Genomic DNA, 14,440 nt, shown 5'->3' on the forward strand with positions numbered 1-14,440 from the left:
ATTTCAGCGGCTTTTGGCGCGTCTCAAATGGTCAATTGGGACTTTGTGGGCCTTCAGCGCCCCGAAATTGCGATGGCGTCATTCCGGTCTGGTTTTTGAAAACCCGGTTCAACGAACTCTTGCTGTTGAAGCCCACCCCCATCGCCAGATCGAGAATCGTGGCGTCGCGGTTGGCGGCATCCCGCATCGCGGCCTGCAGCGCACGCACTCGGTAGCCGTTCAAAAACTCTTGAAAGTTCACCGACAACGACTGGTTGATCAGCTGGGACAACTCATGCGGCGTTAGCGCCAGGTGGGATGCCAGCGTTTCCAGGCTCAGTTCACCGTCGCGATAGAGCTGCTCCTGCTCCATGCTGGAGTTCAGTTTTTCCAGAAACTGGCTGCGTTCGGCAGGGCTGAGCAAGCTCTCTGCGGGCTTGCCGCGCGGACTGGGTGTGGGGAGCCGGTAGCCCATGGGCATGCGCATCGCGTAAAACGCCAGGCCATAGACAAAGCCGGTCAGCACCGCTGCCGCCCACAAGTCCGAAGAGACCGGCACGGGCAGGCCCGCAGCTTCGGCGACAAACAACAGCGCATCCAGCCCCAGCCCCACACCCAGCAGTGCGGTCAGTCGCCGCAAGCTGTGCACCATGGCTTGGCCCGGTCGCTCGCGGTCTTCCCGCGCGATCTGCCGGTACGCCAGCAACAGATAGGCCCCGAGGTGCAAGGCCTTGAGCAAACCAAACGCGCCCAGGTACCAGGGCAGCTGCATGCGCGGCGCCATCAGCGCCAGTTTTACATCCACGGGTTGCAGGTAATACGGTGCCCAGGCCAGCAGCGCTATTGCAAACGGCAAAAAGTGCCAGAGGCTGCGCCGGGAAAGCGGCTCCCCGTTCAGCAGGTTTTGCAGATACCACCATAGCAAGGGGCCAACCAGCAAAGGCAAAGTGGCAATGGAAGTCGCCAGATGCGGGTAGCTGGCGAACAAGCCATTCACGTCCATCCATGCGTGTCCGATGATCAACGCAAATAGAAAGACCAGCGCGGCGAGCAGACGATTGGCTAACTGCAATTCGCTGTGCCGGGACAGCAGCAAGGCGGCGCTCAGGAACACGCCCTGCCCCATGGCAACGAGGAGTAGCAAAGACACGATGGAAGCTTGCACGAAGCCGTTCAGCGATCTAAGGCACAGGTGTGAGTTTGGCCACAGAGAGGGCCAGCCACTTGGTTCCATGCCGCGGGAAGCTGATTTGCGCACGGGCATCGTCGCCCGCGCCTTCCAGCGTCAGCACGGTGCCTTCGCCAAACTTGGCGTGGAAAACTTTCTGATTCACCTTGAGACCGTGCGCTGGCTCTTCCTTGCGCTGGATTTCACTGCCAAAAGTGCCTGAAACGCCCGCAGAATGTGCGTAAGCAGCTCCTGAATTAGTAGCACTTCCGGAGTTCCAGTTGCGGCTGAAACCACCCATGGCGCCCGCTGGGGGGCGTTGGGGCGTCAGCCACTTGAGGCATTCCTCCGGCAACTCGTCGAAGAAGCGGCTCTTCAGGTTGTAGCGCGTCTGGCCGTGCAACATGCGGGTTTGCGAATGCGTCAGATACAAGCGCTTGCGCGCGCGCGTGATGGCCACGTACATCAAGCGGCGCTCTTCTTCGAGGCCGTCGCGGTCGTTCATCGAGTTCTCATGCGGGAACAAGCCCTCTTCCATGCCGGTGATGAACACGCAGTCGAACTCCAGCCCCTTGGCCGAGTGCACGGTCATTAACTGGATCGCGTCCTGCCCGGCCTGCGCCATGTTGTCGCCCGCTTCCAGCGCGGCGTGGGTCAGGAAGGCGGCCAGCGGTGACAGGGTCTCACCTGTCTCGGCGTCGGGAGGCAGCGGGGCGTCGTCCACATTCGGCAGGCCCTCGGCATCGCGGCCAAAGCCTTCCTGCATCACAAAGCTCTCGGCGGCGTTGACCAGTTCGTCCAGATTCTCCAGCCGGTCTTCGCCTTCGCGTTCCTTCTGGTAGTGCTCACGCAAGCCGCTCTGATCCAGCATCAGTTCGATGATGTGGCGCAGGTTCATGCCGGCCGTCTGCTCGCGCAACACATCAATCTTTGCTACAAAGCTGCCGATCAGGGCACCCGCGCGGCCACTTAAGGTGCTGACCGCATCGTGCAGCGAGCAGCCAGTCACTTTCGCAATATCTTGCAATTGTTCGATGCTGCGCGCGCCAATGCCACGGGCCGGGAAGTTCACAACGCGAATGAAACTGGTGTCGTCGTTGGGGTTCTCCAGCAGACGCAGGTACGCCAGCGCGTGCTTGATCTCGGCGCGTTCGAAAAAGCGCAGGCCACCATAGACGCGGTAGGGAATGGCGGCGTTGAACAACGCCGTTTCAATCACCCGGCTCTGCGCGTTGGAGCGATACAGCACCGCGATTTCCGAGCGTGAAACGTCGTCGCGGATGAGCTGCTTCATCTCGTCGATCATCCACTGCGCTTCTGCAAAATCCGTCGACGCCTCGTAAACGCGCACAGGTTCGCCCGGCCCTTGCTCGGTGCGCAGGTTCTTACCCAGGCGGTGGCTGTTGTGGCTGATCAGCGCGTTGGCGGAGTCCAGGATATTGCTGTAGCTGCGGTAGTTTTGCTCCAGCTTGATCTGGTGCTGCACGGCAAACTCGCGCACGAAGTCGGCCATGTTGCCGACGCGCGCACCACGAAACGCGTAAATGCTCTGGTCGTCATCCCCCACCGCCAGCACGGCACCACCCGCGCCATCCGGGCTGGCATTCATCCCTTGCCCCGCCAGCATCTTGATCCAGGCGTATTGCAGCTTGTTGGTGTCCTGAAACTCATCGATCAGGATGTGACGAAAACGACGCTGGTAATGCTCGCGGATGGGATCGTTGTCGCGCAGCAGCTCATAGGAGCGCAGCATCAACTCACCAAAATCGACCACGCCTTCGCGCAGGCACTGCTCTTCATACAGCTGGTAGACCTCTACCTTCTTGCGCGTGTCCGGGTCGCTGGCCTCTACATTCTGCGGACGCAGGCCATCCTCCTTGCAACCGGCGATAAACCACATCAGCTGCTTGGGCGGAAAGCGTTCGTCGCTGATGTTGTGCTGCTTGCACAGGCGCTTGATCGCGGAGAGCTGGTCTTGCGTGTCCAGAATCTGAAAACTCTGTGGCAGTCCGGCCATCTTGTAATGCGCCCGCAGGAAACGGTTGCACAGGCCGTGGAAGGTACCAATCCACATGCCACGCACATTGACCGGCAGCATGGCAGAAAGCCGCGTCATCATTTCCTTGGCGGCCTTGTTGGTGAAGGTCACCGCCAGGATGCCGCCGGGCGACACATAGCCGTTTTGCAGCAGCCATGCGATGCGCGTCGTCAGCACCCGGGTTTTCCCTGATCCAGCACCGGCCAGGATCAGCGCGTGCTCGGGCGGCAGGGTCACCGCGGCACGTTGTTCGGGGTTCAGACTGGCCAGCAAGGGCGAGTCGGTGGCCTGGCTATTGCTGTTGTTCTGGCTGGCGGCGGCTTGGTACATGCAGCGATTGTAGGAACCTCGGGAAAACGATTAGTGGCTTTCAGGTGCTTCTCTCTAAAAGTCCCGTTGCGTAGTGCGCGCTTACCAGTATCATGCAGCCACCCTGCAGACTTGGCCTGGGACTTGCATGGCTTCACGCCAGCTCGTTCGGCCCCGTACAGTGGGCCGTTTATCAACCCCAATTACCTGATATTGACAATGCATTTTTTAAGAGTTTTCGGGTTGGCAGTCATCGCTGCCCTGCTTGGCTTGGGTGCATCGGCGGCAACGATTGAAGTGGCCGGTGTCAAGATGGAAGATTCGTTGACCATCTATAACAATACGTTGGTACTGAATGGCGCAGGCGTCGTATCCACTGGGAAAACCCAGCTGTACGTCGTGAAAATTTATGCCAAGAAAAAGTTTGCCACCGTTGACCAGCTGTTCCAGGTTCCCGGCCCCAAGCGCCTGGTGATCACCGCGGGCGCCAAAGAGTTTGACACTGCGCCCATCATGAAGCTGTTCAACCGTAACGTGGAGGTGATGTCAGACAAGAGCGACATGGCCAAGCTGGTCCCCGGCCTGATGTCGCTGGGCAAGATCTTCGGCACTTACAAGGTGATCAAACCGGGCGAGTCGCTGATATTTGATTGGGCGCCCTATGCGGGCCTCGTGATGTACATGGACGGCAAGCTGTTGGGCGAGCCCTTCAAGGAACCTGAATTCTTCAAAGCCGCGATGTCGATCTGGATGGGCGAAGCCGCCCTGGAGCCCAAGCTGCGTGATGTGCTGTTGGGCAAGGAATAACCCCCCAGCCACAAGTTATATACAATCAGTCACCGGGCCCAAGCAATTGGGACCCGGTTTTTTTATGGCCGGGTCCCGTCCAAGTGCCCTTTCGCAATTAGCTTGCGGAACTGATTAACTTTGACAGGAGCTTGGGTACCATGGAAATTTTTGACTACGACAACATTCTTTTGCTGCCACGCAAGTGCCGTGTGGAAAGCCGCTCGGAATGTGACGCCAGCGTAGAACTGGGTGGACGCAAGTTCCGCCTGCCGGTCGTACCGGCCAACATGAAAACCGTTGTCGATGAGGCCATTTGCGAATGGCTCGCCAAGAGCGGCTATTTTTATGTGATGCACCGCTTTGATCTGGACAACGTGAAGTTCGTCCAGGACATGAAGGCGAAGGGCCTGTTCGCCTCCATTTCACTGGGCGTCAAGAAACCCGACTACGCCACGGTAGACAAGTTGCTCGAGCTGGGACTGGTGCCGGAATACGTCACCATTGATATCGCGCACGGCCATGCCGACAGCGTGAAAGAGATGATCACCTACCTCAAGGGAAAGATGCCCGGCACGTTCATCATTGCCGGCAATGTGGCGACACCCGAGGCGGTCATTGATCTGGAAAACTGGGGCGCAGACGCGACCAAGGTCGGCATCGGCCCTGGCAAGGTCTGCATCACCAAGCTGAAGACCGGCTTTGGTACCGGCGGCTGGCAGCTCAGCGCGCTCAAGTGGTGCGCCCGTGTGGCGACCAAACCCATCATTGCCGATGGCGGCATCCGCGACCATGGCGATATTGCCAAGAGCATCCGCTTTGGCGCCACGATGGTGATGATTGGCTCCCTGTTTGCCGGACACGAAGAGTCACCTGGCAAGACGGTGGAAGTGGATGGCACGCTGTTCAAGGAGTACTACGGCTCGGCCAGCGACTTCAACAAGGGCGAGTACAAGCACGTCGAAGGCAAGCGCATCCTGGAGCCCATCAAGGGCAAGCTGGCTGACACCTTGATTGAGATGGAGCAGGACGTACAAAGCTCCATCAGCTATTCCGGTGGCAAGAAGCTGATGGACATTCGCAAGGTCAATTACGTCACGCTGGGCGGCACCAATGCTGCCGAACATCTGCTTATGTGAGACATTGGGGTCGGACCACTCGCGCGGCGATGTGCTCTGACCCCAACTGAATAAATGCGCTGTCAGCCCGCCGACAGCAAAACGCGGGCAAACCCTCAGGCGAACTTTCAACGCGACGCTATCCTTTGTCGACTAGCTTGGAGTTCACATGAAAATCGCCGTTTTGGGCATTGGGCTGATGGGCACGCCCATGGCGCGCCGCTTGTGCGAAGCGGGCCACGACGTACGGGTATGGAACCGCACGGCTGAGAAGGCACAACGGCTCACCCAGTTCGGCGCCTCTGCGCACACCACTCCCGCCGAAGCGGTAGGCGATGCTGATCTGGTCATCACCATGCTGGATCACGGCGCTATCGTCGGCCAGGTGCTGTTCGACCAAGGAGCCGTGCAAGCCATGCGGCCCGGCACATTGGTGGTCGACATGTCATCGATCAAACCCATAGAAGCGCGCGACCATGCAGCACGTCTGAGCGAGTTGCACATCGACTATCTGGATGCTCCCGTATCCGGCGGCACCATTGGCGCAGAGCAAGGCAGGCTTGCCATCATGGCCGGTGGCAAGCCTGCAAACTTCGAGCGCGCCCTACCCGTCTTTCAGCATCTGGGCCGTGCGACACACGTAGGCCCCACCGGCGCCGGCCAGTTAGCCAAGCTGGCGAACCAGATGATTGTGGGCATCACGATAGGCGCAGTGGCTGAGGCGCTGCTGCTGTGCGAAAAAGGTGGTGCCGACATGGCGAAAGTCAGAGAGGCCATCACCGGCGGCTTTGCCGACAGCCGCATCCTGCAAGTCCATGGCCAACGCATGGTGGACCGCGACTTCGCACCGCGTGGACGTATGACAGTGCAACTCAAGGATTTGCGCAATGCGATGGCGACTGCGCAAGAGGTCGGATTTGAGGCACCCATTACTGCGTTGTTTGAGCAGTTGTATGCGCAGGGGGTTGAACACGGTCTGTCTGATCTTGACCACTCAGGTTTGTTTGTAGAACTTGCGTCCCGTAATGGGATGAGTTGAAACTTTCCCTTCAGAAGCTGCGCCTTTAGGGTGACATTGCTTCTGGATCATGCGTGTCGGGTACTCCCCTCAGCGGATGTCCCCCGGCCTTCGGCCTCCTCCTTGATTCCGCCCAGGGAAGCACCCAACCCACCTGATCTAGTGAGGCGTCGGCACACATCCAACGTCAGCCAGCGTATCGAGCTGAGGGCGTGGGGTTGGCCTCATTGCGAAATCAAGGAGGAGCCCGAAGGGCGGGGGACATTCGCTTTGAGGCTTACCCCGCGTCGTCAGCGGGCGAACGAAATGTCTCTCAAAGCCACAAAATAAAAGGCCTCACCGGATACCCGACGAGGCCTTTTAAGAATTTAGCGCTTAACGATTAGTCAGCACGCGCGGGACGCTTCTTCGCGTCACGGGGCACAAACACCTTGCCGCCGTTACCAGGCTTGGCAAAACCAGCTGGCTTGCCGAACGCAGGCTTGCGATCGTTGAAGTTGCCACGCGGAGCGCCGAAGTCACCGCGAGGTGCATTGAAGTCTCCACGTGGAGGACGTGCATCGCCGCGAGGAGCGAAATCACCACGGGGTGCGAAGTCGCCGCGCGGAGCGCCTTGACCGGCAAAGCGGTCATTGAAACCACCCTTGCGTTCGTAGCTGAAACCTTCGCGCTGCGTACCGCCGAAATCACGGGCGTTGTCGCCGAAGTTGCGAGGGGCACCGAAACCACCGCGGTCACCACCGGCAGGCTTGCCAGCGAAACCACCACGGTTGCCACCGCCACCAAAGCCACCTTCACGTGGGCCGCCAAATTTGCGAGCACCACCGCCACCGGAACGGTCGTTGCGGTCGTTACCGCCACGGCCACCAAAGCTGGGGCGTGAATCCGGGGCGCGCTGTTGCGGCTCCAGACCGGGAATCGTCTCTGCCTTGATAGGCTGGCGGTTGTAGGCTTCGATGTCGAAAATCTTGCGGCGATCGCGCATTTCTGCAAACGTCACAGCCAGACCATCGCGACCTGCACGGCCGGTACGGCCGATACGGTGGGTGTAATCCTCGGCCTTCATTGGCAGACCGAAGTTGAACACGTGGGTGATGGTGGGTACGTCAATACCGCGAGCAGCCACATCGGTTGCAACAAGAATTTGTACCTGACCTTGACGCAGCGCCATCAGGCGGCGGTTACGCAAGCCCTGGCTCAAAGCACCGTGCAAAGCAACAGCATCAAAGCCGTCTTGTTGCAGGTCGTTGGCCAAGCCGTCGCACTCGATTTGCGTGCTGGCGAAAACGATGGCCTGGTTGATCGTGGTGTCACGCAGCCAGTGGTCCAGCAGCTTGCGCTTGTGCGTGGCGTTGTCGGCCCAGAACAGCGACTGCTTGATATTGGCGTGCTTTTCTTGCGGGCTGTCGATCGTGATGCGTTGTGGTTCGCGCATCACGCGGGCAGCGAGTTGCTGAATGCGGGGAGCGAAGGTCGCGCTGAACATCATGGTTTGCTTGCGGCCAATGGTGAGCTGGTTGATTTCAGCCAGGTCATCGGAGAAGCCCAGGTCCAGCATGCGGTCAGCTTCGTCAACCACCAGGAATTGCACTTCATCCAGCTTGATTTGCATGGAGCGTTGCAGATCCAACAGACGGCCAGGCGTTGCCACCACGAGGTTGGCGTTTTGCAGCTTGGCAATTTGCAATTGGTAAGGCATGCCACCAACGATGTTGGCAACGCGCAGACCGCGGCAATGTTGCACCAGGTCGATCGCGTCATGTGCCACTTGTTGGGCCAGTTCGCGGGTTGGGCAAACGATCAGGGCGCCTGGAGTCGGTGCCTTGAAGTTACGTGGGTTGGTCGGGTCTTTGCGCTTGGCGCGCTTGGGGGCAGGCTCGCCCTTGGCAGCAGCGTCGGCGACAGCGGCTTCGTATTCGGCCTTTTCAGCAGCTTCGGCTTCGGCTTGCTGGGTCAGCAAGGTGTGCAGCACGGGCAGCAGAAAGGCAGCGGTCTTGCCGGAGCCGGTCTGGCTGGAGACCATCAAATCGATGTATTTGGCGACTTGGTCTTTGGTAGCGCCGGAACCCATGGCCAAAGGAATGGCCTTGCTTTGAACGATGGTGGGCTGGGTATAACCCAGATCCATACAAGCCTTCACCAGCTCAGGCGCCAGGCCCAGCTCGACGAAGCCGTTAGGAACTTCAGGTTCAGCAGCTTGCATGACTTCAGCTTCAACAGCTTCAGTGGCAACAGCTTGCGATTCCATGGGGCTGGAAGCCTCAACGGAAGAATTGGTAAAGTTTTCGGCAGGCGCGAATTCGCCTGTCACTTCAAAAGTGTCAGTCATATTTTTTCTCACACGCGAGCGCCGCAGGTTGTGCGACTGCTCCGTCAATGGTTAAAAAACATCAACCATCAAACGGAACCTGCTCTGAACCCGCCTAGGGGTTCTCAGTGCTGGGGGCGTTTAGTTGTCTTCTCTAGGGAAGACATGCCCGGTGAATGAAGGGAGATGTACAAAAAACGCTACGTCTTGTAGCGAAGCCGCTGATTATATACCGGATTCGGGTTTCTACCTAATCCAACTTTAAAAAATGGGTCCGGTAGTGCTCCAACTCGTCGATGGACTCATGCACATCAGCCAAAGCCGTGTGGCGTTGCTGTTTCTTGAAACCGGCAGGAATCTCGGGTTTCCAGCGCTTGGCCAACTCCTTGAGCGTACTGACATCAATGCTGCGGTAGTGAAAAAACGCATCCAGCTTGGGCATGTATTTCACGAGGAAGCGGCGGTCCTGTCCAATGGTGTTGCCGCAGAGCGGTGAGGTATTGGCAGGGACGTACTGGCTAAGAAAGCTTATCAACGCCGCTTCGGCTTCCGCTTCGGTAGTCGCGGACGCTTTAACCTTGTCGATCAATCCGCTCTTGCCATGGGTACCCTTGTTCCAGGCGTCCATCTTGTCGAGTTGCTCGTTGGTCTGGTGAATCACAAAGACCGGGCCTTCGATGCGTTGGTCCAGATTCGGGCCGGTCACGATGACTGCGATCTCGATGATGCGGTCCACTTCCGGCTCCAGACCGGTCATTTCGCAGTCCAGCCAGACCAGGTTTCTGTCGGATTTGCCCAGTGGGGCACTAGCGGAAGTGTTATCGGGGGTGTTCTGTTCAGCCATGCCGCTATTGTCGCCGATGGCCTACACTCACGCGCCATGAACGACGTTTCGAATCCTATTTCCATGCTGCCCCAGCCCGCCTGGCTTTTGACTATGGGCTTTGCTGTCGCCCTGATGGCCGCTTTGTTTCTTAAATTCTGGCTGGCCGGTCGCCAGATGCGCCACGTGGCCGCGCACCGTGAACAAGTACCCGCGCCCTTTGCGAACGACATTTCACTGCAGGCCCACCAGAAAGCCGCCGACTACACCATCGCCCAAGGCCGACTGGGCCTGCTGGAGCTGGCATTTGGAACCGCCATCACTTTGGTGTGGACGCTGTTGGGTGGCCTGTCCTGGCTCAACCAGATGCTGATGCAGTGGATGTCTCCCGGCATTGCACAACAGCTCGCCCTGCTGGTCGCCTTCATGGTGATCGGCTCGGTGATTGACCTGCCCTTCACGCTGTACCGCACCTTTGTGCTGGAAGAGCGCTTTGGCTTTAACAAAACCACTTGGAAGCTGTGGCTGGTGGACTCCATTAAAGGTGCAGTTGTAGGTGCCATCATCGGCCTGCCCTTGCTGACGCTTATCTTGTGGATGATGGGCGCCACAGGCTCGCTTTGGTGGCTGTGGACCTGGGGCGTATGGATGGGATTTAACCTGCTGATGCTGCTGGTATACCCCACCTGGATTGCGCCGTGGTTCAACCAGTTCAAGACGCTGCAAGACGAGGTCTTGCAGGCACGTGTCACGCAGTTGATGGCCCGTTGCGGTTTTACATCCAAGGGCTTTTATGTGATGGATGGCAGCAAGCGCAGTGCGCACGCCAACGCCTATTTCACCGGCTTTGGTGCTTCCAAGCGCGTGGTGTTCTACGACACGCTGTTGGCGCAACTCTCCCCTGCAGAAGTGGACGCAGTGCTGGCGCATGAACTGGGACATTTCAAGCACAAGCACATTGCCAAGCGCATGGTGTCGCTGTTTGGCATGAGTCTGCTGGGTTTTGCACTGCTGGGCTGGCTCAGCCAACAAGCCTGGTTCTATTTCGGCTTGGGCGTGGCGCCGAACATGGTGGGACCCAATGACGCGCTGGCGTTGCTGCTTTTCATGATGGTGTTGCCGCTGGCTGGCACCTTTGTCAGCCCGGCCTTTGCACAGCTCTCGCGCAAACATGAGTTTGAAGCCGATGCCTATGCCGTTGCGCATACCAGCGGACACGACCTGTCATCCGCACTGCTCAAGCTCTACAAGGACAATGCATCCACGTTGACCCCCGATCCGGTGTACGTGAAGTTCTATTACTCGCACCCACCCGCCTCCGAGCGCCTGGGCCGCATGCAAACGACCGCGTCCGCATGACCCACATTGGGAATTTGGAATGAATATGCCTACTGCCCCCACACGAACGGCGCTAAGCGCTACACAAATCGTAGCAGCCCTGTCGCAAACCCAAGGTTGGCGCCTGTTTGGCGATGGCGCCGATGTGGCGATCGAGAAGACTTTTCGGTTTGAGAACTTTCTCAAGACCATGTCCTTCGTCAATGCGGTCGCGTACCTGGCGGAGAAGCAGGATCACCACCCCGAAATGCTGGTGACCTACAGCAGTTGCAGCGTGCGCTTCAATACGCACGATGTGAATGGCGTGTCGCGTACCGATTTTGAATGCGCAGCGCTGGTCGATGCGCTGCTGCCTGTCTGAGTACCACGCACTTGGCAACGCCAATACTGGAACCCGGACTGGTCATCGCAGGACACGGCCGCCACGTCTGGGTCGAAACACCCGATGGTCGCCGCCTGATCTGCCATCCGCGTGGCAAGAAAAGCCAAACCGTGGTTGGCGATCAGGTGTTGTGGCAGGCCAGCGAGGATGAAGGCACGATTGAGAAAGTGCTGCCGCGCAAAAACCTGTTTTACCGGCAGGACGAGATTCGCACCAAGTCATTCGCAGCGAATCTGGACCAACTCCTGATACTGATCGCCGCGGAGCCCGAGTTCTCCGAGAGCCAACTCACCCGCGCGCTGATTGCGGCAGAGGCCCAGCAGATTCGGCCCATCATTGCGCTGAACAAAAGCGACATCGCCGGGCCATTTGGGCGCGCATGGGAGCGCTTGCTGGTTTATCGGGAGATGGGCTACACGCTGCTGTCTATGGCGTTGAAGCCCAAGGGCGAAAGCACAACCGCAACCGAATTGAAAGACCTGCTGGACGTGATGCAGGGCAAGACCACGCTGATCCTTGGCCCTTCAGGTTCCGGCAAAAGCACGCTGATCAACCGGCTGCTTCCTGATGCGCAGGTGCTGACCAATGAGATATCGACTGCGCTAAATTCTGGCAAGCACACGACGACCAGCACCAGCTTGTACTGGGTGGACGCCGCCAAGACCACGGCCGTGATCGACTCGCCAGGGTTCCAGGAGTTTGGCTTGCAACACATTGACCCCATGCATCTGGCAGGCCTGATGCCGGACATCAAGGCCCATGCCAGCGAATGCAAGTTCTACAACTGCACGCATCTGCATGAGCCAGGCTGCGGTGTGATTTCAGTGATGAAAAATGGCTCTGGCGCCCATGGAATAAGCGTAAGCCGCTACAAACTTTATAGCGAACTGTTTGCCGAACTGTCGCAAGAGCAACGGTACTGATCAGCCCCTGAGCGCTAACCCAATAAACGCGCCAGCGACAGCAGCGCCAGAAAAATCATCCACATCACCACTGTGCGCCAGACCAGGCCCACAATGGCGCGCAGATGGCCCGGCTGTGGCACCTGCCCCGTGTTCTCTTCGCTCTCAGCCCCAAGGCGCACATTGACCGCACCACTGGTCGCGGCGAGCACTACCCCGTTGTTGCTGGGGTTGGGGCCTGCTTCATGCTTACGATAGGCGTCTACCGCTTCTTCAAAGCTGCCCACAAATGCGAAGCCCAGCGCCGTAATGCGTGCTGGCAACCAGTCCACCGTGTACCAGGCCTGCACCGCATTGCCGCGCACCACATCGCTGACCATGGGGCGGTCAGGTTGCGTGGGCCGATTCACCAGAAAGTCCAGATAGCCCGCCATGCGGTAGAACACCGCACCCGCCGGGCCGAAGCCAAAGGCGGCCAACAGCGAATACCAGGCGAACACACCGAATACATGGCGGTGCGCCGACAGGATGGAATACTCGATAACGTGGCGCACCACTTCGCTGCGCGGCAACTCGCTCGCATCCATGTGCATCCAGCGCGCCAGCAGCTCGCGCGCTTGCGCTTCGTCGCCGGCCAGCAGAGCATCGCGAATAGCCGTGAAATGGTGGCTGAACTGGCGAAAACCCAGGGTCGCATACAGAATGGCCACATTCCAGATGACCGCGGCCAACCAGCCCACAGACCAGACCAGCGCCCAATGGATGGCACAGGCAGTCAATGCAGGCAGCAGAACCGCAATCGACCACGCCAACCAGGCGTGCTGTGCTTTACCGGAGTCAAAATTGCGCAGTACCCAGCGCACCCAATTGCGCACCGTACCGTGCACAGGGTTAACCTCGCCGAGCGGACGGGCCTGCTCCAGCAACAGCGCCAAAAGTATGGAGATGAAACTCATGCGGGCATCATACCGATGCTCCGCAGCGCAAATTGCCGCCGGGCCGCCCCAAGGCAATTTAACCCCCTCGGGGGGCAGCGACCCGCGAAGCGGCGGAGCGTGGGGGCCATATGTCAAGCCATCAAAAAGCGATAAAGGTTGCGCAACATCCCTGCTGTTGCGCCCCAAATGAAGCGCTCCGTATTCCCGTCCTGATACGGCATGGAGAGCCAATGCCGCTTGGCACCGGCAAACTCCACTTCGTGATGGCGGTGGTTGGCAGGGTCCATCAAAAAAGCGAGCGGGACTTCAAACACGGCGTCTACTTCATACGCGTTGGCGGTAATGGCGTGCCCTGGCTGGACCAGCGCAATCACCGGCGTCACATGGAACGCGCTGCCGGTGGTGTAAATCGGCAAGCTGCCCAGAACCTCCACCTGCACAGACTCCAGACCAATCTCCTCATGGGCCTCGCGCAAGGCTGTCGCGGCATCGTCGACATCGCCCGCATCACGCTTACCGCCGGGAAACGCAATCTGTCCGGAATGGCTGGACAGATGGGCCGTGCGCTGCGTCAACAGCACCATCAATTGCTCCCGCATCACCAGCGGAACCAGCACCGAAGCAGCGACCGGTGCACGGTCGCTGAAGCGTGACTCCGCGACCAGCTCGGGCGACCAAACCGGCGGTTGGGCAAAGCGGCTTCGCAGCTCTGCAACCTGCAAACGTGCGGCAGGCACCTTGGGCAAGTCTGTGTCCACCGCAATGACGGGCACCTGGCGTGGGTCGAACACGGGTGTCAGTGACATACGTGAATTGGGTTGAGGGCTGGCATGAACGTAAAAAAAGCCGCCACAGACAGATGCTGGGACGGCTTCTTGGCGAAGGACGCTGGGATTTAAGCAGCAGTCTTCTTGGCTGGCAGCTTTTCCTTGATACGTGCCGACTTGCCGCTGCGGTCACGCAGGTAGTACAGCTTGGCACGGCGCACGTCACCACGGCGCTTGACTTCGATTCCGGCGATCAGTGGGCTGTAGGTCTGGAACGTACGCTCCACGCCTTCACCGCTGGAGATCTTGCGAACGATGAAGCCGCTGTTCAGGCCACGGTTGCGTTTGGCAATCACGACGCCTTCGTAAGCCTGGACGCGCTTGCGTGTGCCTTCAACGACGTTGACGCTCACAACAACAGTGTCGCCAGGAGCGAATTCGGGAATGGTTTTACCCAGGCGAGCAATTTCTTCTTGCTCAAGAGTTTGGATCAGGTTCATGATTTCTTTCGTGATCTTGCAAGCGCCGGCACCGGAATTGGTGCCAACCATCAACTTCCCAAAGAA

At 58.9% G+C, this 14,440-nt stretch carries 13 protein-coding genes; 6 read left to right on the forward strand and 7 right to left on the reverse strand.

Annotation, left to right across the window (positions count from 1 at the left end; translation table 11 throughout):
- Positions 1-31: 31 nt before the first annotated feature.
- Both AC1DV6_RS02995 and AC1DV6_RS03000 read right to left on the reverse strand, forming a co-directional pair.
- Positions 32-1,129, reverse strand: coding sequence for a helix-turn-helix transcriptional regulator (locus AC1DV6_RS02995; protein WP_477974987.1), 1,098 nt, complete (start codon positions 1,127-1,129; stop codon positions 32-34).
- A gap of 31 nt (positions 1,130-1,160) precedes the next feature.
- Positions 1,161-3,515: a UvrD-helicase domain-containing protein gene (locus AC1DV6_RS03000; protein WP_477974989.1), complete on the reverse strand. Its 2,355-nt coding sequence runs from the start codon at positions 3,513-3,515 to the stop codon at positions 1,161-1,163.
- Positions 3,516-3,737: 222 nt separating this feature from the next.
- On the opposite strand from AC1DV6_RS03000, the gene AC1DV6_RS03005 reads away from it, so the two are divergent.
- The 3 genes from AC1DV6_RS03005 (at position 3,738) to AC1DV6_RS03015 (ending at position 6,437) form a co-directional block, all read left to right on the forward strand.
- The gene (locus tag AC1DV6_RS03005) at positions 3,738-4,301 is read left to right on the forward strand and encodes a chalcone isomerase family protein (RefSeq protein WP_477974991.1); all 564 of its coding nucleotides are present in this window, start codon (positions 3,738-3,740) and stop codon (positions 4,299-4,301) included.
- Positions 4,302-4,441: 140 nt separating this feature from the next.
- Positions 4,442-5,419, forward strand: coding sequence for a GMP reductase (locus tag AC1DV6_RS03010; RefSeq protein ID WP_477974993.1), 978 nt, complete (start codon positions 4,442-4,444; stop codon positions 5,417-5,419).
- 148 nt (positions 5,420-5,567) lie between these two features.
- Positions 5,568-6,437: an NAD(P)-dependent oxidoreductase gene (locus AC1DV6_RS03015; protein ID WP_477974995.1), complete on the forward strand. Its 870-nt coding sequence runs from the start codon at positions 5,568-5,570 to the stop codon at positions 6,435-6,437.
- A 361-nt stretch (positions 6,438-6,798) separates the two neighbouring features.
- Here the strand turns inward: AC1DV6_RS03015 and AC1DV6_RS03020 are convergent, their stop codons facing one another.
- On the reverse strand, positions 6,799-8,745 hold the full coding sequence (locus AC1DV6_RS03020) for a DEAD/DEAH box helicase (RefSeq protein WP_477974996.1): 1,947 nt from the start codon (positions 8,743-8,745) through the stop codon (positions 6,799-6,801).
- Positions 8,746-8,974: 229 nt separating this feature from the next.
- Entirely contained in the window at positions 8,975-9,568 is a 594-nt protein-coding gene (gene orn, locus AC1DV6_RS03025; protein ID WP_477974998.1) for an oligoribonuclease, read from the reverse strand.
- Between the two features lie 36 nt (positions 9,569-9,604).
- On the opposite strand from orn, the gene AC1DV6_RS03030 reads away from it, so the two are divergent.
- The 3 genes from AC1DV6_RS03030 to rsgA are packed head-to-tail and all read left to right on the forward strand — an operon-like array spanning position 9,605 to position 12,190.
- Complete coding sequence (locus tag AC1DV6_RS03030) at positions 9,605-10,906, forward strand: M48 family metallopeptidase (RefSeq protein WP_477975000.1); 1,302 nt, start codon at positions 9,605-9,607, stop codon at positions 10,904-10,906.
- A gap of 25 nt (positions 10,907-10,931) precedes the next feature.
- Entirely contained in the window at positions 10,932-11,246 is a 315-nt protein-coding gene (locus AC1DV6_RS03035) for a 4a-hydroxytetrahydrobiopterin dehydratase (protein ID WP_477975002.1), read from the forward strand.
- Entirely contained in the window at positions 11,210-12,190 is a 981-nt protein-coding gene (gene rsgA, locus AC1DV6_RS03040; RefSeq protein ID WP_477975004.1) for a ribosome small subunit-dependent GTPase A, read from the forward strand. Before AC1DV6_RS03035 ends, rsgA begins: the two co-directional genes overlap by 37 nt.
- Before the next feature lie 14 nt (positions 12,191-12,204).
- Here rsgA and AC1DV6_RS03045 read toward each other — a convergent pair whose 3' ends face one another.
- The 3 genes from AC1DV6_RS03045 to rplS form a co-directional block, all read right to left on the reverse strand.
- Complete coding sequence (locus AC1DV6_RS03045; RefSeq protein ID WP_477975006.1) at positions 12,205-13,125, reverse strand: cobalamin biosynthesis protein; 921 nt, start codon at positions 13,123-13,125, stop codon at positions 12,205-12,207.
- A 113-nt stretch (positions 13,126-13,238) separates the two neighbouring features.
- Positions 13,239-13,913: a CoA pyrophosphatase gene (locus AC1DV6_RS03050; RefSeq protein WP_477975008.1), complete on the reverse strand. Its 675-nt coding sequence runs from the start codon at positions 13,911-13,913 to the stop codon at positions 13,239-13,241.
- Positions 13,914-14,002: 89 nt separating this feature from the next.
- Positions 14,003-14,374: a 50S ribosomal protein L19 gene (gene rplS, locus AC1DV6_RS03055; protein ID WP_477975010.1), complete on the reverse strand. Its 372-nt coding sequence runs from the start codon at positions 14,372-14,374 to the stop codon at positions 14,003-14,005.
- Between the last annotated feature and the right edge of the window lie 66 nt (positions 14,375-14,440).

It is taken from the genome of Rhodoferax sp. P2_H8_2 (genome assembly GCF_056403235.1).

Bases quoted from the DNA above. Each gene is read 5' to 3' on its own strand.
- AC1DV6_RS03000 (WP_477974989.1), bottom strand. From the start codon at position 3,515: ATGTACCAAGCCGCCGCCAGCCAGAACAACAGCAATAGCCAGGCCACC.
- AC1DV6_RS03010 (WP_477974993.1), top strand. From the start codon at position 4,442: ATGGAAATTTTTGACTACGACAACATTCTTTTGCTGCCACGCAAGTGC.
- AC1DV6_RS03015 (WP_477974995.1), top strand. From the start codon at position 5,568: ATGAAAATCGCCGTTTTGGGCATTGGGCTGATGGGCACGCCCATGGCG.
- AC1DV6_RS03020 (WP_477974996.1), bottom strand. From the start codon at position 8,745: ATGACTGACACTTTTGAAGTGACAGGCGAATTCGCGCCTGCCGAAAAC.
- orn (WP_477974998.1), bottom strand. From the start codon at position 9,568: ATGGCTGAACAGAACACCCCCGATAACACTTCCGCTAGTGCCCCACTG.
- AC1DV6_RS03030 (WP_477975000.1), top strand. From the start codon at position 9,605: ATGAACGACGTTTCGAATCCTATTTCCATGCTGCCCCAGCCCGCCTGG.
- AC1DV6_RS03035 (WP_477975002.1), top strand. From the start codon at position 10,932: ATGCCTACTGCCCCCACACGAACGGCGCTAAGCGCTACACAAATCGTA.
- rsgA (WP_477975004.1), top strand. From the start codon at position 11,210: ATGCGCAGCGCTGGTCGATGCGCTGCTGCCTGTCTGAGTACCACGCAC.
- AC1DV6_RS03045 (WP_477975006.1), bottom strand. From the start codon at position 13,125: ATGAGTTTCATCTCCATACTTTTGGCGCTGTTGCTGGAGCAGGCCCGT.
- AC1DV6_RS03050 (WP_477975008.1), bottom strand. From the start codon at position 13,913: ATGTCACTGACACCCGTGTTCGACCCACGCCAGGTGCCCGTCATTGCG.
- rplS (WP_477975010.1), bottom strand. From the start codon at position 14,374: ATGAACCTGATCCAAACTCTTGAGCAAGAAGAAATTGCTCGCCTGGGT.